Below are 20,485 nucleotides of genomic sequence, written 5' to 3' on the forward strand. Positions count from 1 at the left end.
CTGTGTAAAGCGCTCTGTATCGTTTGCTGCCTACCGTAACTAACTGAATTGAGACTGAAAGCAACTTCAGCGTAACCGTCCCACTCCAGTCAGTCGACCGATAGCTGCTGGTCGATGACGCTCGTGCACATGGTGTGGACAAACCCTCAGGCTACTAAACCCGATCACTGAACAATTCAGCGCCCGAGCCACCTTAGGGGCGGCCACCCCAGGGCACATGCCGGCACAATGGCGCAAGGCGCGGCAGGGGAATCGGATTTTGCCTTCAGGCGCTGCGTGATCGTTTGAGTTTTTCGCGAGCAAGCTCGCTCCTACAGGAGTGGGTTGTTATCAAGGTGCGGGTAGCTGGACAATAGAGGCCGACGAGCCAGCAACGAAGCACCAGATGTGCGAACGTTTGGTTCGCTCGGCTGGGCTCTACGAACTGCAAGATTACTGATCGGAAAAAAAACCAATGCTAGGGAAAGTCAGCAGTAAACATCTTGTCTGGGCCGCAGTCGCACTTTGCGCGACGCTTCTATCCGGGTGCGCTACGTCACGCTACGACGGCAAGCACGCACCGGACCCGAGTAAGGCGATCATCGTGGGTTCGGTTGGTGAGAGCTTTCCGATGATGCAGCCCCATGGGCTGGTGGTTGAGATCAAGCAACAGGGAGCCCCCGGCACCGCAATACGGCTGACGACGCTGGGCAATGAAGATGATCAGCCATCCCCCTCTGTGCTGGGCCATTACTTCATGTATGAAGTGCCGCCGGGTGAGTATGAGTACACGCAGTGGCATTACGTGTATTACGCGGGTAAGTCGATGCCGCGCCCGGTGCCTGCGGTTTTCTCGGTGAAGGCCGGGGAAACTCTCTATATCGGCGATCTGCGCGTCGATGCCCTGCGCTTTTGCCTGTCCAACGTCAACAATGCCGAGGACACGGTGCAGGCGCTCAAGCGCAAGTACCCGATGCTCAAGGACCGGAACATCGTGAATCTGACACCGAAGAGTGGTTTTGCGCCTTGGCCGAGTTCTGATGCCACTGACTTCGGTAAAGGGCTGTGCACGATCTGAGTCCGGTAACGGTGACACTCATCGACCCCGACGCCCATTGATCCACGTTCAAGGAATTCATGCATGAAGCGCTCTACGCTACTCTGGGTCGGCCTGTTCGCAGGCCTGGTCTCACTGACCGGTTGCATCAGCGGTCCGGACCTCAAAGGCCAACCGTTCTTCACGTCACCGGCGGAACCTCGTGCGGATGAGGCCACGGTTTACTTTTATCGCACGACGGCGAGCATCGGTAGCGGGGTCGCCCCGACTATTCAGGTCGATGGCCGCACCATCGGCAGCTTGCCTTCCGGTAGTTTTTTCAAGGCCGGCATTCCCGCCGGCAAGCACAGCGTCGCCTCCACCTCGCCACCGATCATCAGCGGTATGGTTAACCAGCGTTTCGATATCACCGTCGAGAATGGCAAGGTGTATTACATCGCTGATCAACTCAGCACTTCTGACTACAAGGATGGGCAGACCTTGGGTGAAGTCGACGGCCGTCGTTTCAGCGGAACAATGTTTTACTCGCGCTACGCGCTTGTGCCTGCCGAGGAAGCGCTGCGTTCTATCAAGTGGTGCCAGGAGCTGCCGGCAACCGCACGGTAACCACGCGTCCAACATCATCCCAAGCCAACTTGCCGACAGAGAACAACCCCACACTACCGCGGCACTGTGGGGTTGTTAGCCGGCGCGCTTGAACCCCCAGAAATATCCGACTAAAGCTGGGGTAAGCAGGAACGCTCAGTGGGTGATGGTCCGGGGGCGATGTCGAGGAGATGAAGGCGGGGCCTCCATCAAGCGCCAGGTTGGCCCCCGGAGGCATCAGTAAGCGCGTGCCTCTTCTCGGCTGGATGGGGCACCGCTACGCTCAAATAATCTATGCGAAAACTCAAGCACTGCCAGCAACAATTGAACGGCACCCAGCACCAGCAGGAAAGGTGAAGCGCCACTGCTGACGGCCACTCCCTGCACTACCACTACGATCACGCGTAGCAGGGCGCTGAGACGGGCATGTTCGCGGGTAGGGGCTCGCCAACGTACAACGCCCCACACAAGGTATGCCCAGGCGCCGATGTTGAGCAGGAACATGGCGGTGGGGTCGAGCGCCGAGAAGTGGCTGTCGAAGCCCAGTTGCAAATCAACCCATTGGATCAGTGCATAGGCCCAGACGGACACGATCGGCAAGGCGAAGGGAGCCATCGCGAGAATGTCGTATGCAGCGCCGACACGTACGATTTTTTCATGGGTGGATTGGGTCATTGCGGGTCTCCTCCTGGAGTGGCTGGGTCAACAAGTCGCGGATTTCCTGGAACTCACCCGATTTCAGTCCAAGATGATGGCGCTCGGCCAAGACCTGAACGATATGCGCAGCGCGGGATTCTGCGTCGACGATGTAGCCGGGCACTGCCGCCCGTTGGCGGAGTGCGACAAGATCACTGAAGCGTTCATCCGCCGCCATGATGGTCTTCGCCACCGCCGTCTGGACGTTGCAGAGCCCCAGCACGGCAAAGAATGTGTGTGGGTTTTCCAGGTGATAGATCTTTGCCAGAGCGTTCAACGCCGCCTTGGAAACCGAATATGAGAGCATCCCGGCACGTTGGCGCACGGCCGAAATCGATGATGAAAACACCACGGTGCTGGGAGGCTGCGTCGTACTCAACAGGATATCCAGGACCATTTTTACCGCGCCCAGGTTAAGTGCCAGGACGCTGTTGAACTCCTGCATCGAGGTTTGCGTGGCCAGTTGTGGAGGGCTGCCGAACCGACCCGCATTCAGGTAGACGGTGTCTACCGGAGCAGGGGAGCGCGACAGCAACGCCTGCAAGATTGCCGGGGCGCGGTCGATATCGGTCAAATCGCACCTGAGGAAGTGAAAGCGCTCCTGTGACGGGATGTTGGCCGCAGGATTGCGTGATACCGCGAGCACCTCGTCGCCCCTGGCCAAGTGATAACGCGCCAGAGCGTTGCCGATACCGGTGCTCACACCGGTGATCAATATGCTAGCCATGATTGCCCCTAGAATTTGCCGATGTGATAGCCGCCATCGGCACTGAGCACCGAGCCGGTGATGTAGCTGGATCTGCGGCTCAACAAAAACACGATCGCGTCGGCGATTTCCTCTGGATGGGCAAAGCGTTTCATGGCGGTCACGTCACGTTTGCGCTGGGTGTTTTCCGGATGGGCCGCCAGCCGTTCCGCAGAGTTCATACCGCCCAGTGTCGGCCCGGGCGCTACAGCGTTGACGCGTACGGCAAAACCGGATTCGCTGTCGCAGGCATTCTCCATGGCGGCGACCTGCGTCAAGGCATTGAGCGCGGTCTTGCTGGCGACGTAGGCGGCCTGATTGGCCATAGGCATCACGCCCGCGCACGAAGACACATTGACGATCGCTCCATCGGGGTACTGGCTGATCAGTTCCAGTTCTTTTTGCAGGCAGTAAAAGGGGCCGTTCAGGTTGGTGTGGATGACCCTGTCCCAATCCTGCGGTGCGCTGGTCGCGATCGGTGCGTAGGGGGCGGTAATGCCGGCGTTGTTGATTGCAAAGTGCAACTGATCCACCTCGCCATCCACCGTCGCGAATGCCGCGGCTACCGACGTGTGCGACGCCACATCGCAAAAGATGAACTGCGCCGAAGCCCCCAGTATCTCTAGAGCGGCGTCGGCCTTTTGCTGGTTCCTGCTCATCAGGAACAGGCGTGCGCCCGCTTTGGCCAGTTGTTTTGCCACCGCCAGGCCGATGCCGCTGGCACCGCCGGTAATGACGATGTTCTTGTCTTGAAATTCCATGTTATTGATTTCCGTAGTGGATGTGAGCGGGACGCTTGTAGTGCTCATTCACGCAGCAATACACCCGGTCGAGTTGCGGGTTGCTCTTGTCCCGAAAGCAGTTACCGTCAAACCGGCATTGCTGAACCTTGTCTTCATGGCCGGCGAGCGACTTGCTGATCAGGTCGTTATCGGCGAAGAGGGCTCGGCTCATACCGATCAGGTCACAGTGACCCAGCCGCAGTTGATTTTCTGCTTCCTGCAGGGAGCCAATGAAACCGGCATAGCCGACCGGCAGCGAGGTGAATGACTTGATCAGGCGTACCCCTTCGACGAACTGTTGCTGAATGCTCGGATGGGCAGACAGCATGTAGCGGAAGGTTTCCTTGATGGTGATCGAGCACATGATTGCCGAGGTCCCCGCGTTTTCCAGGGCCGCCACCACATCCTGGAGCAGTTCCGGTTGCTGCCCGTTGGCGCCTACGCAATCATCAATGCCCAGGCGCACGGAAACCTCCAGCTCTCCTGCGGTAACCCTGTGAATGCGGTCGATGACTTCCAACAGAAACCGCGCTCGCTTGAGCGGGCTGCCGCCGTAAGCGTCATGGCGATGGTTGGTCCAGGGCGATAGAAAACTGCTCAGCAGGTAGCCGTTGGAGGCCTGAAGCTGGACCATCCTGGCGCCGGCCTGTCTGGCTCGCAGAGCCGCTTGAGCAAACTGATCGCAAACGGCGTCGATGTCCTCGACACTCATCTCCAATGCCTCGGCACCACGGCTGCCGGATAACGCACTGCGGCTCGGGCAAAGCAGCGGTTGGCCGCTGATCTGTGTGCCACCTTGGGCGCCGTAATGCTGAAGTTGCACTACCACTGGACAGTCCCGCTGGCGACCGTACTCCACCAGCGGCGCGAGCTTTTCCACGTTGGCATGGCTGTGCAGGCACAGGCCACGCGCATGCAGACGCGTGGAGGGCGCTATGGAGGAGTTGCCCAGCACCACCATGGCGCAGCCACCGTCGATCACATGGTGATAGAAACTGAGCATTTCCTCGGACAGCGAACCGTCCGAGGTGGCCAGGTCGATGCCCATCGGCGCGAAGTACACGCGGTTTTTCAGCGAAACGCCCTGACCGATCATCAGTGGGCGTTGTGATAACTCATAGCTCATGGGCGCAGGATCCTCATGCCACGATTTGCTCGGGGGCCAGAGGGTCAGGTGAGGAGCCAGCATTCCATTGCATCTGCCCGGCAAAGAAGCAGTGGCACTTGATCGTTTCACGCAGTTCGCTGGCCTGGCTCTTGGATAGCTTGTCGAACACCAGCACGCGCTGGTCGGGTTCGCCGGTGGAGCAAGTCGAAGCAACGGGCAGGCTAAGGAAGCCACCCCCTTCGATATACAGCGATACGGTCGTGACCGTGCTCCAATTGATGCCCTCGGCCTGGTGAGTCACCAGCACGCCCAGTACCGAGAGCAGGCTCAGCCTGGCTTGCAGCGCACTGTCGGCGTGATGCACGAGGATGTTCTTGGGCAAGCGATCTGAAGGGGTGAACCAGTGATCCTGAGGGTAGTTCAACGAACGCATGCGTTTGAACAGCGGTAACTTGATCACTGCGCCTTGCAGCCAGAGACGCGATACCAGCCGGCCGTTCTGATAGAAGTTTGCGCACTTGTCGATGGACTTGGGTTGCGATCGCTTCAGGCCGTGGGTCTGTTGCACCACGACTTCGACCTCGTAAGCCGATTCGGTGTAGGCGTTGAAGGAAATGCGCAAGTCTTCGATGGAAATGGAAACCGCACCGCGCTGATGGCCCAAGTAGTTGTAGACGTAGTGGTACATGGCTTGCCTGGCCACTTCGATCAACATCAGGCCCGGCACATGTTCGTGCTGCTTGTTGTAGAAGTAGTAATTCTTGGTGTCGTTGATCAACAGGTAAGAGCCCTGCCTGGCCTTGTCCCACTGCGCGAGCGACTCAAGGCATTCGATCATGCGCATTACCTGGTCGGGCGGTATGTGGGCATCACCGCCCTGAAAATGCTGGGCCAGGTAGCGTTGGGCCTGGTGTGGGATGAATTCAGCCGTGAGGATGAAGTGGTCGTCGCACTCGGTATAGAAGTCAGCCAGGCGGATCTCGAAGGTGGAGAGTGTGCCGGCCTGTTCCGCACTGAGGGTCAGGGGCAGATGGCGCAGCACATACCGGCCGTCTTGGGCACGGTATAGCTGTTTGAACAGGTCCTGATCCGGGGGGTTGCCAGCCAGTATGTCGGCACCGATCGAAGCACTGAGAAAGCTGGGCAGAATCAGCCTGGGTCGACCGATCAATACATCCCTGGGTGTGTCTTTGTGCAACAGATGAGGGTCAATTGAGTCTGCGCTGTTCATGAGTTGCGATCTCCAAGTGAGCGAGTTGTGGAATGTAGGGGGAGACGGGACAGCAAACGCTTGATGATGAGCCCATGCACCGGCGCCACCGGCAGCATGTACAGGCGGCCGAACGTGTTGTAGGTCTTGACGGAGGTGGTGATATGCAGGCAGCGCGGTTGCGTGAGAGGTGTATCGATCGAGACCATGACCGCCAGGTGGGTATCGCGTGAGGTCAGTACCAGCTTCTGTGCGCTGATGGCTTCGATGGTGAAGAAATCGAGCTTTTCGCCGACCACCGGGGCGCACTGGGGTGTGACACCCGAGAACCCGCCGATCCGCTCGACGTGAAAGTGCTGTGAGATGCTGTCGCGCAACCTGAACGCGCCTTTGAGCCAGGCGGGCGTCGCGGCAGTCATCTGGCAGTACAGTTCCAGTGGCGTGGCTTGGGTGTCGATGAGTGCGCTGGCAGAGTGCAGAAAACCCAGCTCGTTGCGCGCGGCCACCAGGCTGGCGCACGGTGGGATCTGGTTATTTGACGTCTTCATGCGTGAGGCACCTTATTGCAGCAGCGCGATTTGTGCCTGCTCGGCCTGCAACAGCATGTTCTCGTAGAGTTGGTCGGCGCTGGCCTGGTCCTCAATCACTTGTGCGGCGACATTCCGAGCGGTGACGTCGATTGATTCGTCATCGATGAACACCGATTCGTAAATCCCGACCACAGGCAGGTAGATGCCTTTGACGTACGCCACCGTCTGCTGCAACGGCCTGAGCAATTCATCCAGGGTGTAACGGTTGAACCCGCCAGCGCGGTAGCCGGAGGAGGGCGCACCCACCGTGGTGATGATCATGAATTCCTTGTCTTTGAGCTTGTCGCCGCCGCGTGCGTAGGCATAGCCGGGGGTGAAGACTTCATCGATCCACTGTTTCATGATTGCCGGGCAGGAATACCAGTACAACGGAAACAGCAACACGATGCGGTCATGGGCATTGAGCAATGCCTGCTCTGCACCCATATCGAACCCGGTGGGCGTCACCGCGCTGGCCAGACTATGGACCTTGACGCCACGCTGGCTGATCTTGCCCATGATCGCGGTATTGACGCGGGAAACCGAAAGATCAGGATGGCCAGAAATGACAATGACTTTTTTCATGTAGATCGTGTGTCCCATTTATAGTCGGTTGGAATGCCGATGCAGCGTTATTTAAGAGCAGGCGCCTGAGGTTGTAACCTAACCTTTTGGGGAGTCGGCTCGGCCGACTTGCCCGCAGCGGCAGGCCATTTGCGCTGCTTCAGGCCACTTCTCGATCAGCCAGGCAGGGCGGCACACTGATCCAGTTGGCCATGATCTTGTGCCCGTCGATCACGGTCAGCTTGCCCTCGCAATGAGCGTCGAAACCCGCGTTGCGCAACAAGCGGGTAATTCCCGGCGGCGATACCGTGATCAATTGGCGAACCTTGTGGCAAGCGGCGACCTTGAGCACTTCATGCAGCAGCGCCACGGCGTTGGGCGATGACAGGGAGTGGCCCGTGAAGGTCTGTTGTTGCAGGTCGACGGCGGCAAACCGGGAAATTTCCCAGATGTGCGCAGAATGAGGGAGTGCCTGGCCACCCAGCACCTGGGGGAACACTTCCTTGAGCAGATAGGGCTTGTGCGTGGGCAGCAGCCGCGCCACACCGACGATGTGCGGGCCTTGACGGGCGATTACGTACACCGTGTCGTCGCGGTCAAATTGGTCCAGTTCCTCACCGACCGCACAGTCCAGATGCCACCCAAGTTTTTCGACAAATACGCGATAGCGATACAGCAACAGGGCCTGCCACAGTTCGGTCGGTAATGTCAGGCGCGTACCCGTGGTTATATACATGAGGAACCCTCGGCAAAAAATCGAGGGGCCATTCGGCAGAATAATCGAACACTTAGGTACTGCTCTTTTGGGCAGGTGTGTCGTGAGGGTGCGCGTATTATTGTTGTTGTTCACACTGAGCGGCATTAACGCATCAGGGGTGCGCCAATCAGGTATGTGTCAGACAAGCAAGCCCAGTGAAGTGGCGCGCACGACGGTAGCGGTGCAGTTATGCACGCCCAGTTTCGAGCCTGCATTGCGCAGGTGAAATTTGATGGTTTCCCGCGATAGCGAGAGGATCAAACCGATCTCGTGGGCGGTCTTGCCGTCGGCTGCCCACTTGAGCACTTCACATTCACGCTGCGACAGGGTTTTTTCCTGCGGTAACTGCCAGTGCGGCGTCAGCACGCGCAAGAACCCCTGATGAGCGACATGCACCAAAAACCGCATGTATTTTTGATTGGCGGCAAGCTCTTGGGCCGTAATAGGGTCATTGGAGCGCGCCAGTGTCAGCATGCCGCCGCTGCCGCGGCCGTCTAGGCAGGATTGCGCCCAACCATGGGCCAGCCCGGCGCCACGGGCTTCTTCCCACATCTGCGGGTTTTGCCGGGTCATTTGCTCGTCCCAGACAATCGGTATCGTCGATTTCGTGCAGTGCTGTACCGTCGGGTCCACGGCGATGTATTTGCAGTGGGCGTAGCGTTGTCGCCATGAAGGCAAAAAATTATTGCTCATCACGATTTTAGGGCGGGTGACGGGGATAGGGATTCGGATTCCATAGGCGCAATAGTCGAACCCCAGGTGTTTTGCCGTGCTGACGATCCGAGCCAACAATTCAGCTTCGGTTCGGGCATTGTCGATCGTGTCCAGCACATCATCCATCCACTTCACTGTCATTCTCCTTGAATTGACCTTTACGCTCTATCTGCGCCGAAAACGATGACGGCACTACGCCGGTGTCATCAACGGTGTGGGTTTAGATGCTCGGCGTTAAAGTTAGACACATTTATGCAGCGCTCTCGGCCTTCATACTTTTGGCGCGAGAAGGCGTTGCAGGTATCGCGATACGCACCTTTAAGAGTGAGCGGTGGGGCGTGCAAGGGGCGAACTCCATTTAGCCGGTGTCCTGATCAATTTCAGCGGGGGCAGCTGAGGTAGGGCGTGTAAGGGTAGTGCTGCGTAAAGTTGCTTTACAAGCAAGTGGGGGCATTCTTCATGTTGGTTTCATTTGTTCGGCTTCGCGCCGAGTTGTGCGCAGGGCGCGAGGTGATTTCGTCAAACTTCTGATTCGTTTCGGTGTTAAAAGCCCGCGCCTACAGAAGTGACATGTTGGGGTGGTATTGTTGCGCCAGATTATGGAGGACTGAACATGACATTGACGGTCGACACCCTGCTCGAATTGGCCATGGCCAACCCTATCAATGCGCAACTCACCGCGCGCTTGCCGGATCTGGGTGTGCAGCAGTGCATGCTCACGGCGGGCTGTTTGTTCCAGGCGGTGTGGAACCATCAGGCGAATCTGCCGGCGGCTCAGGGCGTGAAGGATTACGACGTTTTTTACTTTGACGAGGACCTGTCCTACGAGGCGGAAGACGCGGTAATTCGTGCGGCGCAGGGGCTGTTCCAAGACCTGGGGGTGAGTGTGGAGGTCAGGAATCAGGCGCGGGTGCACCTTTGGTATGGTCAGCGGTTTGGCCGGCCTTACCCGCAGTTGCATTCGGCTCGGCAGGGGGTTGACCGTTACCTGGTGGCGGGCACGTGCATTGCGCTGGATATCGCTTGCGGTGAGGTGTATGCGCCTTATGGATTGGAAGATGTGGAGCAGGGGGTGTTGCGTATCAACCCTTTGCATCCGGAGCCGGAGCTGTTTTTGCACAAGGCCAGGAGTTATCAGGCGCGTTGGCCGTGGCTCAAGATAGTCGAGCCGGGCTGAGCCCCAATGCTGTAGGAGCGAGCTTGCTCGCGAAAATCGTTAACGATAACGCGTGCCTTCAGATTAAACGCGGTGCCTGTGAGTTTTTCGCGAGCAAGCTCGCTCCTACAAAAGTGCCGTGCCGAGTAGGCCGCAACCTATCACCACCAGCCATGGCGGCAGCTTCCACACCATCAGCGCGACCAGTGCGAGTAGCGCCAACGCCACGTCATAGCCGTTGAAGATCGCGCTGGTCCACACCGGCTGGTACAGCGCCGCCAATAACAGGCCAACCACTGCCGAGTTCACCCCGGCGAGTGCGGCCTGGGTACGTGGGCTTCTGCGCAGGTTGGCCCAGAAGGGCAAGGCGCCGAAGATCAGCAGGAACGACGGGGCGAAGATCGCCAGCAGTGCGATCACTCCGCCAAGCCAACCGCTCGGGGCGTGGGTCATCGAGGCGCCGAGGAAGGCGGCGAAGGTGAACAGCGGGCCGGGCACGGCTTGGGTGGCGCCGTAACCGGCGAGGAAGACGTCATTGCTTACCCATTGGCTGGGCACCACTTCGGCTTGCAGCAACGGCAGCACCACGTGGCCGCCGCCGAATACCAGCGCACCGGTGCGGTAGAAGGCGTCCACCAGCGCCAGTGTGGGGTTGAGCGCCCATGTGGCGAGGAGTGGCAAACCCACCAGCAACAACAAAAACAGCATCAACCACAGGGCTCCGGCGCGGCGGCTGATGGCGATGGGCAGGGCGTCGGGCTCGGCACTGCTCTCGGGCTTGAACAACAGCAGGCCAGCCACGCCTGCAACCACCATGACCCCGACCTGAGCCCAGGCGGAGGGTTGCAGCACCACCACGCAGGCGGCGATCAACATCAACGCCACCCGTAAAACGCCTCGGCACAGGTTGCGCGCCATGCCCCACACGGCCTGGGCCACCACGGCTACGGCGACCACCTTGAGGCCGTGCAGCGCGCCAGGGGGCAGGGCGCTGCCGTAGTGGGCCAGCCCCAGGGCAAACAGGATCAGGGCGATGGCCGACGGCAAGGTGAACCCGGCCCAGGCTGCCGCCGCGCCCCGGTAACCTGCGCGGGACAGGCCCAACGCGATACCGACCTGGCTGCTGGCCGGGCCTGGGAGGAACTGGCACAGCGCGACCAGTTCGGCATAGCTGCGCTCGCTGAGCCAGCGGCGGCGGGTGACGAACTCTTGGCGAAAATAACCCAGGTGCGCAATCGGCCCGCCGAAGGAGGTGAGGCCCAGGCGCAGGAAGATCAGGAACACTGACCAGGGGCGGCTGCGGTGATCGGCAAGCTGGGGCAAGGGGATGTCTCGGGCAACGGTGCTGGATGTTGCCGACCATAACCAATTTTCATGACGCGTAGAAGCGCGGGTATTTTGCCGCCCCCATTGAATTTATCCGCGGTTGTTCGAGTCACTTAAAAGCAGTGTACTGTTTTCCATCCACTGGACCTCAAGGACCGACCATGATCTTTTTCATCTTCCTGCTCGCCTGCGGCGCCGCCGCCAGCACTGGCGTGATCTTCAAACCCGGCGCCTGGTACGAATCCCTGGTCAAGCCCAGCTTCACCCCGCCTAATTGGCTGTTCCCGGTGGCATGGACGATCATCTACCTGCTGTTGGCCTGGGCCGGTTACCGCTTGACCCTGATCCCCGGCAGCGAAATGGTGTTGGCCCTGTGGGCGGCGCAGATTGCGTTGAATACCCTGTGGACGCCGGTGTTCTTTGGTGCCCATCGCTTGTTCGCCGGGATGGTAATTATCGTGCTCTTGTGGCTCACCGTGGCAGCGATGGTGGTGCTGGCCGTGCGTCTGGATTTGATCACCGGCCTGATTCTGTTCCCGTATCTGGCATGGCTGTGCGTGGCCGCGGCGTTGAACTTCTCGATCCTGCGTAATAATCGCTGATGGCTTACCAGCATTGGCCTGCCAGCGAGCCCGAGCTGGCCCAGATGCGCCGCTTCAATCGCAAACTGGCGTGGATGCCGCGCTTCAAGGTCCGCAACCGCGTGATGCCGCGTCTGATCCAGGCGCTGCTGCGTGCCAGCCAGACCTTCAAGAAGGCGCCCCTGGCGGAACGCAAAATGCTCGGGGCGATCCCCTTGCGCATCCTGCGGCCCGCTGGCCCGCCAAGAGGCGTGGTGCTGGATATCCACGGCGGTGGCTGGGTGATCGGTAATGCGCAAATGGATGACGACCTTAACCTTGGCATGGTCAACGCGTGCGACGTGGCGGTGGTGTCGGTGGATTATCGGCTGGCGGTGGATACGCCGATCGAAGGGCTGCTGGATGACTGCCTGACGGCTGCGCGCTGGCTGTTGGCGGACTGCCCGGAGTTTGCCGGCCTGCCGGTGTTTTTTGTCGGTGAATCGGCCGGCGGGCACCTGGCGGCGGCCACTTTGTTGGCGCTCAAGCAATGGCCCGAGTTGCTCCAGCGGGTAAGCGGCGCGGTGTTGTATTACGGCGTCTACGATTTGACCGGCACCCCCAGCGTGCGCACGGCCGGGCCGGACACCTTGTTGCTGGACGGGCCGGGCATGGTTCAGGCGCTGCGCCTGCTGACGCCGGGGATCAGCGACGAGACGCGCCGACAGCCACCATTGTCGCCCTTGTATGGGGACTTTGAGGGGCTGCCGCCAGCGTTGATGTTCGTGGGAGAACTGGACCCGCTCAAGGATGACACCCTGCTGATTGCCGAGCGATGGCCAACGGTGGAGGCTCATTTGCTGCCGGAAGCGGCCCATGGGTTTATTCACTTTCCGGTGGCGATGGCCGATCGCGTGTTGGCTTACGCTCGCCAGTGGATAACGGGCCGGATCCTTGGCGATGAGCGTTAGTATCGAGGCGGTGCAGGCCGCTGACATTCCCGAGGTGCTGAGCTTTGCTTTGCAGGCGCGTGATGAACTGTTTCCCACGCTCAGTGCCACCGGTGTCCCCCACGATCTGGCGCAGTTTGAAGCCATCTACCTTGAGGGCGGCGGGCGGTTTTTGATTGCTCGTGCCGAAGGCCGGATCGTTGCCTCGGTGGCTTATCGGCCCTACGACGGCCGCTTCCCGCAGTTGAACTACCACGGGCGAAAGACGGTGGAAGTGGTGCGCCTGTATGTGCTCCCGGCTGTGCGACGCTTGGGCCTGGCGGGCCGGTTATACCGCTCGCTGCAAGCGCTGGCGCGGGCCGATGGCGTAGAGGTGATGTACCTGCACACCCATCCGTTTCTGCCCGGTGCGATTGATTTCTGGCGCAGGCAGGGGTTTGAGGTGGTGGATGTCGAGGCCGACCCGATATGGCAAACCACCCACATGCACCAACTTCTGTAGGAGCGAGCTTGCTCGCGAAAAACGTCAACGATAACGCGTGTTTTCTGAATGAAAGCGGCGCCTGGAAGTTTTTCGCGAGCAAGCTCGCTCCTACAGGTCAGTTGGAGCGCAGGCGCAGGATTTGCGCGCCGTCGAACGGGTCTGTCAGGTAATGCCCCTGCACCCCGAAGGTCTCTTGCAAACGCTGCGGCGTCAGCACCTCCAGCGGCGCGCCCAGTGCCACCAGTTGCCCGCGATCCAGCACGGCCAGGCGATCACAGGTTAACGCCTGATTCAGATCATGCAGGGCAATCAAGGTGGTCACCGGCAAGCCTTGCACACCTTTGAGGATCGCCAGTTGATGCTGGATATCCAGGTGATTGGTCGGCTCATCCAGCAACAAAATCTGCGGGCGTTGCGCCAGGGCGCGGGCGATGTGCACGCGCTGGCGTTCGCCACCCGAGAGGCTGCGCCAGGCGCGTTGGCTCAGGTGGGTGGCGTCTACGTCATGCAGGGCCTGGTGCACGATGGCGTCGTCCTCACGCGACCACGGGCTCAATGCCGACAGCCACGGTGTGCGGCCCAGGGCCACGGCGTCGAACACGCGGATGGCGTCGTCGGTGTCGGCCTGTTGCTCCACAACCGCCAATTGCTGCGCGATGGTGCGGCGCGACAACTCACCGAGCCGCTTGCCACCCAGGCGAACTTCGCCGCTGGCCGGCACACGTAATCCGGCCAGCAATTTGAGCAGGGTGGATTTGCCTGAACCATTGGGTCCGACGATACCGAGGGTTTCACCCAACTGCACGTCGAGGTCAATGTCACGCAGCAACTGCGCGTCACGCACTTTGAAGCCCAGGCCGCGGCAACTGAGTACGCTCATCGGGCATTCCTCCGGCCGATCAGGATCAGCGCAAACACCGGCGCGCCCACCAATGCGGTGACCACACCCACCGGAATCACCTGGCCCTTGATCAAGGTGCGCGACAGCACGTCTGCAGCGATCAAAAACAGCGCGCCACCCAAGGCACTGGCTGGCAGCAAACGCGAATGCACGGTGCCAAGCAACAGGCGCACCGCATGGGGAATCACCAGGCCGACAAACCCGATGGAGCCGACGATAGACACCATCACCGCCGTCACCAACGCGGCGCAGGCCACCAGCACAAATTGCACGCGGCGCACCGGGATGCCGAGGGAGGCTGCCGAGTCGCTGCCGAAGGTGAACGCATCCAGTGCACGCCGGTGCCACAGGCACACCGCGAGCCCCACGACCGCCACCGGCACCGCCAACCACACCGACGGCCAGCGCACGCCGCTGAGGTTGCCCAGCAGCCAGAACATAATGCCGCGGGCTTGTTCGGAGCTGGCCGACTTGGTGATCAGGAACGCGGTCAGGGCATTGAACAACTGTGAACCGGCGATGCCCGCGAGGATAATCTGCCCGGTGCCGCTGGACGATCCGCTGGCTCGTGCGAGCAGCGTCACCAGCGCAAAGGCCGCCATCGCCCCCACAAACGCGCCCGCCGACAACGACACCAGGCCACCGCCCACGCCGATCAAGGCCACGAGTACCGCGCCGGTTGACGCGCCGGCGCTGATGCCCAGCAGGTACGGGTCGGCCAGCGGGTTACGCAGCAGCGATTGCAGGATCACGCCGCACGTCGCCAACCCTGCGCCGCAAGCTGCGGCCACCAAAGCACGGGTGAGGCGGTAGTTCCACACCACGCCTTCGTCGATGGGGTCCAGTACGTAGCCGGCGCCCCAGAGTTTATTGGCGAGCACCTGCAGCACCACCTGCGGTTCGATGGCGGTTTCACCGATGGCGACGCCAGCGAGCAGGGCGAGCAACAGCAGCGCCAGGGCGAGTAGGGTGCGCATCATTGGCCCAGGTGGTAGCCGTCAATGGCGGCCGCCAGTTGTTCAAGGCCCTCGAAGGTGCGCAGGCTCGCCTGCAAGGCCAGAGCGTCGAGGATGATGATGCGGTTGTTCTTCACCGCGTTCATGTTGCGGGTCACGGGGTCGCTGCGCAGAAAGGCGAGTTTCTTTTCATGGTCGTCGGCCGGGTAGCGACGGCGATCCATGCGTGCGATCACCAGGAAGGTGGGATTGGCCTTGGCGATGGTTTCCCAGCCGACGGCAGGCCACTCCTCATCGGACTGCACCACGTTACGCAAGCCAAGGGTTTGCAGCATGAATTGCGGCACGCCTTTGTGGCCGGCTACGTAAGGGTCGCTGGCCATTTCGGCGCTGGAAAACCACACCAGTGCGCTGGCTTGCTGCAAGCCCTTGCCCTGGGCCGTGGCGACGGACTTGGCCAGGCGCGCCTTGAGTTCGTCGGTCAGTTGTTGGCCGCGATCCTGCACGTCGAAAATCTGCGCCAGTTGCTGGAGGCTCTGGTAGATCGTCTCGATGCGAAAGGGCTCCAATCGCGTGCCGTCGGCGCCGACCAGGTTGTCCTTGCCTTCGCAATCGGACGGCAACAGGTAGGTGGGGATCTTCAGTTCATGAAACTGCTCACGGGTACCGACCACGCCTTGGGGGGCCACCACCCATTCCAGCTCGGCGGCCACCAGTTGCGGGCGCTTGGCGAGTACGGCTTCGAAGCTGGGCTCGTTGTTGGCCAGGCGCTCGATGCGATCGTCCTGGGCCTTGTACTGCGCCGCCACGTTGTTGAACCACAGCGAAGTGCCGACCACCTTGTCGCCCACGCCCAGGGCATACAGCATCTCGGTGGCGGCCTGGCCGATGGTGACGCTGCGGGCGGGGGCGTGCTGGAAGGTCAGGGTGCTGCCGCAGTTTTGCAGGGTCAGCGGGTACTGAGTGGGCGCGGCTTGCGCCAGGGCACACATACCCAAGCCTGCGATCAGGGCGGTAACGCGTGGCAGCATGAGGCGATCTCCTTGTGAGCCGTAGGTGCAGCAGGGGAGGTACGGCTCGGAAATACGCCCATGGAGGCTGCTGATGCGCAGGGCCAGGATGTCCTTCCCGGACACCCCGCCGGTTAGTGAGTTAGCTGGGCCGGCAGGTCTCCTGACTGATGCGTCGTCGCCATGCCCCGCCTTCCCGGACGTGGTCCAGTGGCATTCAAGGGCAGGCTCGGCATCTACAGTTGCGGGGGCAGTTTCGTTTCACGTCGCGTGCGGCGTTTCGAATTCCCTGTTAGTCCCATACGGGAACCGGCGGCGGTATGGTAAGCGATCACCCCCTGTAGGAGCGAGCTTGCTCGCGAAGGTCGCTAACGATAACGCGGGGATCCTGATGCGCCGCGGCGTTCTCAGGTGCTTCGCGAGCAAGCTCGCTCCTACAAAAGAAGCGTCAGAGCCGAATATCCTGGGGGCCACGGATCAGCGCTTCGATCCGGGTGCCTGTGGCGCGCTCTTCGTTGCTGAAGCCGTCGTAGTCGGCCAGGTTGGCGAAGCGGATACCGGTCAATTGTTCGATCGCAATCACACTGCGCTGGTAGGTTCGAAGCGGGCCGAATACCAGGTCGAGTTGGCCCAGTTCGCGGCTCTGGTCAATCATGTAGGCGCTGGCGGACGGCTTGCCATCGTCGCTGAGGTAGGCCACTACTTTCCAGAACGCCTTGGGGATTTTCACGCCACGGTACAGTCGGTCGTCATCGGCGAACACTGGCCCGGTAAACACCGTGGCTCGGGCTTTCCAGCGCTGGGTGTTGTCGAGAATGTAGTCTTCGAGCTCCAGCCAGGTCTTCTGGTTGAAGCCGCTCATCTGTGGCGAGCAGTTGGTGAAGTGAAAGGTGTCGAAGTTGGCGGTGTTGGCCTCATCGCCCCAGTTGGGGTCCTGGCGCCGCACCAGGTGGCCGCGGTCCAGGCCATTGCCGGCATAAAGGTCTTCACCTACCTGCGCCTCCAGGGGCAGGCGACCATCGTAGGCCCAGGTGTCGTTGCTGCGCGTGATGTCCACATGCTTGGCGCCATCGATATTCACCCCCACGTACAGCGCCAGTCGTCGAGCGCGTGACATTGTGATGGAGAAGTGCGTGTAGTCCAGGCGCTTGGGTTGCACATCGCCCGCCAGTGGCTGGTCAACCGTGGGCCATGGCACCACGAAGTCGCTGAGGAAGTCGTCGGCATAGCCAGCGCGGTTTTTGAGGTCCTTGGCCGCGGTGACGCGCGGCGTCGCGGCTCTGGCTTCCAGCAGGGTGGGGCTGGCCGCGACCAATGGGCGCAGGTCGGCAAGCCTTGGGCGGTGGGAAAGGTCGATGTTGGCTGCGCGGGCGGGCATGGGCATGTTCCTTATGGGCCTGGGATAAACACCACTGAAACACAAAACCATGACAATTTGGCCCAGGTGGCGAACTCAGGACTATCCTGAAAACCGTTACCCGGACGTTCATCACACGCCAAAAAGGAGCCAGCTCATGTGTGTTCGCCAACCGCGCAACCCGATTTTTTGCCTGATCCCACCGTACATGCTTGACCAGATCGCCCGCCACGGCGACAAAGCCCAACGGGAAGTCGCATTACGCACGCGTGCCAAGGACAGCACGTTCCGCTCGTTGCGCATGGTCGCGGTACCCGCCAAGGGCCCGGCCCGCATGGCACTGGCCGTGGGCGCCGAGAAGCAACGCTCGATCTACAGCGCCGAAAACACCGACAGCCTGCCCGGCAAGCTGATTCGCGGTGAAGGGCAGCCCGCCAGTGGCGATGCCGCAGTAGACGAAGCCTATGACGGCCTGGGCGCAACCTTCGATTTTTTTGACCAGGTATTCGATCGCAATTCCATCGACGATGCGGGCATGGCGCTGGACGCCACGGTGCACTTCGGCCAGGACTACAACAATGCCTTCTGGAACTCAACCCAGATGGTGTTCGGCGATGGCGACCAGCAGTTGTTCAACCGCTTTACCGTGGCACTCGACGTTATTGGCCATGAGTTGGCCCATGGCGTGACCGAGGATGAAGCCAAGCTGATGTATTTCAATCAATCCGGTGCGCTGAACGAGTCGTTGTCGGATGTGTTTGGCTCGTTGATCAAGCAGTACGCGCTGAAGCAAACGGCCGAGGACGCCGACTGGTTGATCGGCAAGGGGCTGTTTACCAAAAAGATCAAGGGCACGGCGCTGCGCTCGATGAAGGCGCCAGGCACTGCGTTTGATGACAAGCTGCTGGGCAAAGACCCACAGCCTGGGCACATGGATGATTTTGTGCAAACTTACGAGGACAATGGCGGGGTGCATATCAATTCCGGCATTCCCAACCACGCGTTCTATCAGGTGGCCACCCGGATTGGCGGGTTCGCCTGGGAGCGTGCCGGGCGTATCTGGTATGACGCACTGCGCGATTCGCGGCTGCGGCCCAATTCCGGGTTTTTGCGTTTTGCGCGCATTACCCACGATATTGCCGGTCAGCTTTATGGTGTGAACAAAGCTGAGCACAAGGCAGTCAAGGAAGGCTGGAAAGCGGTAGGTATAAACGTTTGACGAAGCCGCCTGCGCGGCGAGGAACAGCCATGCGAATTTCAATCAAGGAAAGCGGCGGACCGGCGTTTTTTCCGGGGTTGGCCAAGCCGCGCACGGTAGAGTTGGACGCGTTGCCCGAGCCCGACCAGCAGGAGTTGCGGCAACTGATTGAAGCGTGCGATTTTTTCCAGTTGCCGCAAAGCACCGATCCCGAGCCTGGCAACCCAGGCCGAGTGCATTACACCCTGACAGTAGCGGAGGGCGAGCGCGAGCACACAGTCTGTGTACTCGCGCCGGTGAATCCCCCGGCACTGGACGGTTTGGTGCAGTGCGTGCGACGGCACATTAATTGTTGAAGCGCCAATGCTGGCAGGCTACTTACGATCCAGCCACACCGTCTGCGCATTGCAGAACTCGCGCACACCGAAGTGCGACAGCTCGCGGCCGAACCCGCTTTTCTTCACGCCGCCAAATGCCACCCGCGGGTCTGAGACGCTGAACGCGTTGACAAAGACCCCGCCGGTTTCCAACTGATCGGCAATCGCCCGCGCCTTTGCGGAATCGGCCGTGAAGATGCTCGCGGTCAGGCCAAACTCGCTGTCATTGGCCAGCGCCACGGCGTGCTCGGCGTCGCGGGCTGTGATGATCGATGCCACGGGGCCGAACAGTTCCTGTTTGAACGACGTCATGTGGTCGGTGACGTCGGCCAGGATGGTCGGTTCATAGTAATTGCCCGCGCCCGCGACTTTATGGCCGCCCAGCAGCAGCGTGGCGCCTTCTTCCAGGGTCGCCTGGACCTGGCCGTGCAGTTCGTCACGCAGATCAAAGCGCGCCATGGGGCCGATATAGGTGGCGTCCGCGGTGGGCTCGCCCATCACCAGGGCGCGGCTGGCTTCAAGGAATTTGGCGGTGAAGGCTTCAACCACGCCCGCTTCGATGATCAAGCGCTTGGCGGCGGCGCAGACCTGGCCGCTGTTCTGGAAGCGGCCGATGACCGCGGCTTGCACGGCGGCGTCGAGGTCGGCGTCGTTGAGCACGATAAACGGGTCGGAGCCACCCAGTTCCAGCACGCATTTCTTCAATGCGGCCCCGGCCTGTGAGCCGATGGCGATGCCTGCGCGCACGCTGCCGGTGAGGGTCACAGCGGCGATGCGTGGGTCGGCGATGGCAGCGGACACGCCCTCCTGGGTGACGTTGATCACTTCGAACACGCCTTCAGCGAAACCGGCTTTACGCAGCGCTTGCTGGATCAGATAGGCGCTGCCCATCACGTTTGGCGCGTGTTTGAGCACATAGGTGTTGCCGGCGAGCAGGGTCGGCACCGCGCCGCGCAGCACTTGCCACACCGGGAAATTCCACGGCATTACCGCGAGGATCGGGCCCAGTGGGCGGTATTCGATCCGGGCGCTGCCATTGTCCACCAGCGTGGGCTCCGGGGCGAGCATGGCCGGGCCGTGGGCGGCGTACCATTCGCTCAGTTGCGCGCATTTTTCGATTTCGGCCCGGGCCTGGGCGATGGGTTTGCCCATTTCCAGGGTGATCATTTGCGCCATGTCTTCAGCTTGCTCACGCAGGGCGGCAGCCAGGGCCAGCAGGTATTCGGCGCGCTGGCTCACAGGCGTGCGGCGCCAGGTGCGGAAGGCATCGGTCGAGCGGGCGAGGGCGGCGTTCAGTTGTTCTGCGCTTTCGTAGGGGTAGCTGCCGACTGTTTCGCCGTTGGCGGGGTTGATCGACAGGGCGTGGGTCTGGTGGGAGATAACATTGTTCATGGCACCGTCCGGCTGAATGAGTGGAATGGGACCAGCGTACGGGGCTGTATGT

The 20,485-nt window shown here is 60.8% G+C and carries 23 protein-coding genes and 1 riboswitch; of the genes, 8 read left to right on the plus strand and 15 right to left on the minus strand.

Annotated features, from left to right (window positions below; genetic code table 11):
- Positions 1-583 precede the first annotated feature (583 nt).
- Both OC445_RS18105 and OC445_RS18110 read left to right on the plus strand, forming a co-directional pair.
- Positions 584-1,057, plus strand: a complete 474-nt coding sequence (locus OC445_RS18105) for a hypothetical protein (protein ID WP_262020240.1) — start codon at positions 584-586, stop codon at positions 1,055-1,057.
- Between the two features lie 63 nt (positions 1,058-1,120).
- Entirely contained in the window at positions 1,121-1,642 is a 522-nt protein-coding gene (locus OC445_RS18110; RefSeq protein ID WP_198790787.1) for a DUF2846 domain-containing protein, read from the plus strand.
- Positions 1,643-1,858: 216 nt separating this feature from the next.
- On the opposite strand, the gene OC445_RS18115 is transcribed toward OC445_RS18110, so the two are convergent.
- The 9 genes from OC445_RS18115 to OC445_RS18155 all read right to left on the minus strand — a co-directional run bounded on the left by OC445_RS18115 (position 1,859) and on the right by OC445_RS18155 (position 8,892).
- Positions 1,859-2,296, minus strand: coding sequence for a hypothetical protein (locus OC445_RS18115; RefSeq protein ID WP_054921632.1), 438 nt, complete (start codon positions 2,294-2,296; stop codon positions 1,859-1,861).
- Positions 2,277-3,044 (minus strand): SDR family NAD(P)-dependent oxidoreductase, encoded by a 768-nt coding sequence (locus OC445_RS18120; RefSeq protein ID WP_198790786.1) that lies wholly within the window; start codon positions 3,042-3,044, stop codon positions 2,277-2,279. The genes OC445_RS18115 and OC445_RS18120 overlap by 20 nt, the downstream gene beginning before the upstream one ends.
- Before the next feature lie 8 nt (positions 3,045-3,052).
- Positions 3,053-3,823, minus strand: coding sequence for an SDR family NAD(P)-dependent oxidoreductase (locus OC445_RS18125; protein WP_034126212.1), 771 nt, complete (start codon positions 3,821-3,823; stop codon positions 3,053-3,055).
- 1 nt (position 3,824) lies between these two features.
- Entirely contained in the window at positions 3,825-4,970 is a 1,146-nt protein-coding gene (locus OC445_RS18130; protein WP_034126213.1) for an NADPH dehydrogenase, read from the minus strand.
- 13 nt (positions 4,971-4,983) lie between these two features.
- On the minus strand, positions 4,984-6,183 hold the full coding sequence (locus OC445_RS18135) for an AfsA-related hotdog domain-containing protein (protein ID WP_198790785.1): 1,200 nt from the start codon (positions 6,181-6,183) through the stop codon (positions 4,984-4,986).
- The gene (locus OC445_RS18140) at positions 6,180-6,710 is read right to left on the minus strand and encodes a DUF2867 domain-containing protein (protein ID WP_197901060.1); all 531 of its coding nucleotides are present in this window, start codon (positions 6,708-6,710) and stop codon (positions 6,180-6,182) included. The genes OC445_RS18135 and OC445_RS18140 overlap by 4 nt, the downstream gene beginning before the upstream one ends.
- 12 nt (positions 6,711-6,722) lie before the next feature.
- Positions 6,723-7,316, minus strand: a complete 594-nt coding sequence (locus OC445_RS18145) for an NAD(P)H-dependent oxidoreductase (protein WP_057977592.1) — start codon at positions 7,314-7,316, stop codon at positions 6,723-6,725.
- Between the two features lie 139 nt (positions 7,317-7,455).
- On the minus strand, positions 7,456-8,031 hold the full coding sequence (locus tag OC445_RS18150) for an acyl-homoserine-lactone synthase (protein ID WP_034126215.1): 576 nt from the start codon (positions 8,029-8,031) through the stop codon (positions 7,456-7,458).
- Between the two features lie 159 nt (positions 8,032-8,190).
- On the minus strand, positions 8,191-8,892 hold the full coding sequence (locus OC445_RS18155) for a LuxR family transcriptional regulator (RefSeq protein WP_230960017.1): 702 nt from the start codon (positions 8,890-8,892) through the stop codon (positions 8,191-8,193).
- A gap of 487 nt (positions 8,893-9,379) precedes the next feature.
- Between OC445_RS18155 and OC445_RS18160 the strand changes: the two genes are divergently transcribed.
- On the plus strand, positions 9,380-9,943 hold the full coding sequence (locus tag OC445_RS18160; RefSeq protein ID WP_198790784.1) for a nucleotidyltransferase family protein: 564 nt from the start codon (positions 9,380-9,382) through the stop codon (positions 9,941-9,943).
- 105 nt (positions 9,944-10,048) lie between these two features.
- On the opposite strand, the gene chrA is transcribed toward OC445_RS18160, so the two are convergent.
- On the minus strand, positions 10,049-11,245 hold the full coding sequence (chrA, locus tag OC445_RS18165; RefSeq protein ID WP_198790783.1) for a chromate efflux transporter: 1,197 nt from the start codon (positions 11,243-11,245) through the stop codon (positions 10,049-10,051).
- A gap of 164 nt (positions 11,246-11,409) precedes the next feature.
- On the opposite strand from chrA, the gene tspO reads away from it, so the two are divergent.
- The 3 genes from tspO to OC445_RS18180 are packed head-to-tail and all read left to right on the plus strand — an operon-like array spanning position 11,410 to position 13,260.
- Positions 11,410-11,850: a tryptophan-rich sensory protein TspO gene (gene tspO / locus OC445_RS18170; RefSeq protein ID WP_054898584.1), complete on the plus strand. Its 441-nt coding sequence runs from the start codon at positions 11,410-11,412 to the stop codon at positions 11,848-11,850.
- Positions 11,850-12,779, plus strand: coding sequence for an alpha/beta hydrolase (locus OC445_RS18175; RefSeq protein ID WP_057977598.1), 930 nt, complete (start codon positions 11,850-11,852; stop codon positions 12,777-12,779). The genes tspO and OC445_RS18175 overlap by 1 nt, the downstream gene beginning before the upstream one ends.
- Positions 12,769-13,260, plus strand: a complete 492-nt coding sequence (locus tag OC445_RS18180) for a GNAT family N-acetyltransferase (protein ID WP_198790782.1) — start codon at positions 12,769-12,771, stop codon at positions 13,258-13,260. The genes OC445_RS18175 and OC445_RS18180 overlap by 11 nt, the downstream gene beginning before the upstream one ends.
- Before the next feature lie 97 nt (positions 13,261-13,357).
- Here the strand turns inward: OC445_RS18180 and OC445_RS18185 are convergent, their stop codons facing one another.
- The 4 genes from OC445_RS18185 to OC445_RS18200 form a co-directional block, all read right to left on the minus strand.
- Entirely contained in the window at positions 13,358-14,122 is a 765-nt protein-coding gene (locus tag OC445_RS18185) for an ABC transporter ATP-binding protein (RefSeq protein WP_054898581.1), read from the minus strand.
- Positions 14,119-15,123 carry a FecCD family ABC transporter permease gene (locus OC445_RS18190; protein WP_198790781.1) on the minus strand — a complete coding sequence of 335 codons (1,005 nt, stop codon included), beginning with the start codon at positions 15,121-15,123 and terminating at the stop codon, positions 14,119-14,121. Before OC445_RS18190 ends, OC445_RS18185 begins: the two co-directional genes overlap by 4 nt.
- Positions 15,120-16,130: an ABC transporter substrate-binding protein gene (locus OC445_RS18195; protein ID WP_198790780.1), complete on the minus strand. Its 1,011-nt coding sequence runs from the start codon at positions 16,128-16,130 to the stop codon at positions 15,120-15,122. Before OC445_RS18195 ends, OC445_RS18190 begins: the two co-directional genes overlap by 4 nt.
- A 114-nt stretch (positions 16,131-16,244) precedes the next feature.
- Positions 16,245-16,438, minus strand: a riboswitch (cobalamin riboswitch).
- A gap of 119 nt (positions 16,439-16,557) precedes the next feature.
- Positions 16,558-17,487, minus strand: coding sequence for a DNA/RNA non-specific endonuclease (locus tag OC445_RS18200; RefSeq protein WP_057977602.1), 930 nt, complete (start codon positions 17,485-17,487; stop codon positions 16,558-16,560).
- A gap of 136 nt (positions 17,488-17,623) precedes the next feature.
- On the opposite strand from OC445_RS18200, the gene OC445_RS18205 reads away from it, so the two are divergent.
- Entirely contained in the window at positions 17,624-18,685 is a 1,062-nt protein-coding gene (locus OC445_RS18205; RefSeq protein ID WP_054898578.1) for a M4 family metallopeptidase, read from the plus strand.
- 29 nt (positions 18,686-18,714) lie between these two features.
- On the plus strand, positions 18,715-19,020 hold the full coding sequence (locus tag OC445_RS18210; protein WP_034126226.1) for a protealysin inhibitor emfourin: 306 nt from the start codon (positions 18,715-18,717) through the stop codon (positions 19,018-19,020).
- A gap of 18 nt (positions 19,021-19,038) precedes the next feature.
- Here the strand turns inward: OC445_RS18210 and OC445_RS18215 are convergent, their stop codons facing one another.
- On the minus strand, positions 19,039-20,433 hold the full coding sequence (locus OC445_RS18215; protein ID WP_054921650.1) for an aldehyde dehydrogenase family protein: 1,395 nt from the start codon (positions 20,431-20,433) through the stop codon (positions 19,039-19,041).
- Positions 20,434-20,485 lie beyond the last annotated feature (52 nt).

The sequence above is a fragment of the Pseudomonas sp. Pse35 genome (assembly GCF_024519715.1).
Classification (GTDB): Bacteria; Pseudomonadota; Gammaproteobacteria; order Pseudomonadales; family Pseudomonadaceae; genus Aquipseudomonas; species Aquipseudomonas paracarnis.

Bases quoted from the DNA above. Each gene is read 5' to 3' on its own strand.
- OC445_RS18195 (WP_198790780.1), bottom strand. From the start codon at position 16,130: ATGCTGCCACGCGTTACCGCCCTGATCGCAGGCTTGGGTATGTGTGCC.
- OC445_RS18145 (WP_057977592.1), bottom strand. From the start codon at position 7,316: ATGAAAAAAGTCATTGTCATTTCTGGCCATCCTGATCTTTCGGTTTCC.
- OC445_RS18190 (WP_198790781.1), bottom strand. From the start codon at position 15,123: ATGATGCGCACCCTACTCGCCCTGGCGCTGCTGTTGCTCGCCCTGCTC.
- OC445_RS18140 (WP_197901060.1), bottom strand. From the start codon at position 6,710: ATGAAGACGTCAAATAACCAGATCCCACCGTGCGCCAGCCTGGTGGCC.
- OC445_RS18160 (WP_198790784.1), top strand. From the start codon at position 9,380: ATGACATTGACGGTCGACACCCTGCTCGAATTGGCCATGGCCAACCCT.
- tspO (WP_054898584.1), top strand. From the start codon at position 11,410: ATGATCTTTTTCATCTTCCTGCTCGCCTGCGGCGCCGCCGCCAGCACT.
- OC445_RS18205 (WP_054898578.1), top strand. From the start codon at position 17,624: ATGTGTGTTCGCCAACCGCGCAACCCGATTTTTTGCCTGATCCCACCG.
- OC445_RS18110 (WP_198790787.1), top strand. From the start codon at position 1,121: ATGAAGCGCTCTACGCTACTCTGGGTCGGCCTGTTCGCAGGCCTGGTC.
- OC445_RS18120 (WP_198790786.1), bottom strand. From the start codon at position 3,044: ATGGCTAGCATATTGATCACCGGTGTGAGCACCGGTATCGGCAACGCT.
- OC445_RS18200 (WP_057977602.1), bottom strand. From the start codon at position 17,487: ATGCCCGCCCGCGCAGCCAACATCGACCTTTCCCACCGCCCAAGGCTT.
- OC445_RS18150 (WP_034126215.1), bottom strand. From the start codon at position 8,031: ATGTATATAACCACGGGTACGCGCCTGACATTACCGACCGAACTGTGG.
- OC445_RS18125 (WP_034126212.1), bottom strand. From the start codon at position 3,823: ATGGAATTTCAAGACAAGAACATCGTCATTACCGGCGGTGCCAGCGGC.
- OC445_RS18115 (WP_054921632.1), bottom strand. From the start codon at position 2,296: ATGACCCAATCCACCCATGAAAAAATCGTACGTGTCGGCGCTGCATAC.
- OC445_RS18210 (WP_034126226.1), top strand. From the start codon at position 18,715: ATGCGAATTTCAATCAAGGAAAGCGGCGGACCGGCGTTTTTTCCGGGG.
- OC445_RS18130 (WP_034126213.1), bottom strand. From the start codon at position 4,970: ATGAGCTATGAGTTATCACAACGCCCACTGATGATCGGTCAGGGCGTT.
- OC445_RS18155 (WP_230960017.1), bottom strand. From the start codon at position 8,892: ATGGATGATGTGCTGGACACGATCGACAATGCCCGAACCGAAGCTGAA.
- OC445_RS18180 (WP_198790782.1), top strand. From the start codon at position 12,769: ATGAGCGTTAGTATCGAGGCGGTGCAGGCCGCTGACATTCCCGAGGTG.
- OC445_RS18175 (WP_057977598.1), top strand. From the start codon at position 11,850: ATGGCTTACCAGCATTGGCCTGCCAGCGAGCCCGAGCTGGCCCAGATG.
- OC445_RS18185 (WP_054898581.1), bottom strand. From the start codon at position 14,122: ATGAGCGTACTCAGTTGCCGCGGCCTGGGCTTCAAAGTGCGTGACGCG.
- OC445_RS18215 (WP_054921650.1), bottom strand. From the start codon at position 20,433: ATGAACAATGTTATCTCCCACCAGACCCACGCCCTGTCGATCAACCCC.
- OC445_RS18135 (WP_198790785.1), bottom strand. From the start codon at position 6,183: ATGAACAGCGCAGACTCAATTGACCCTCATCTGTTGCACAAAGACACA.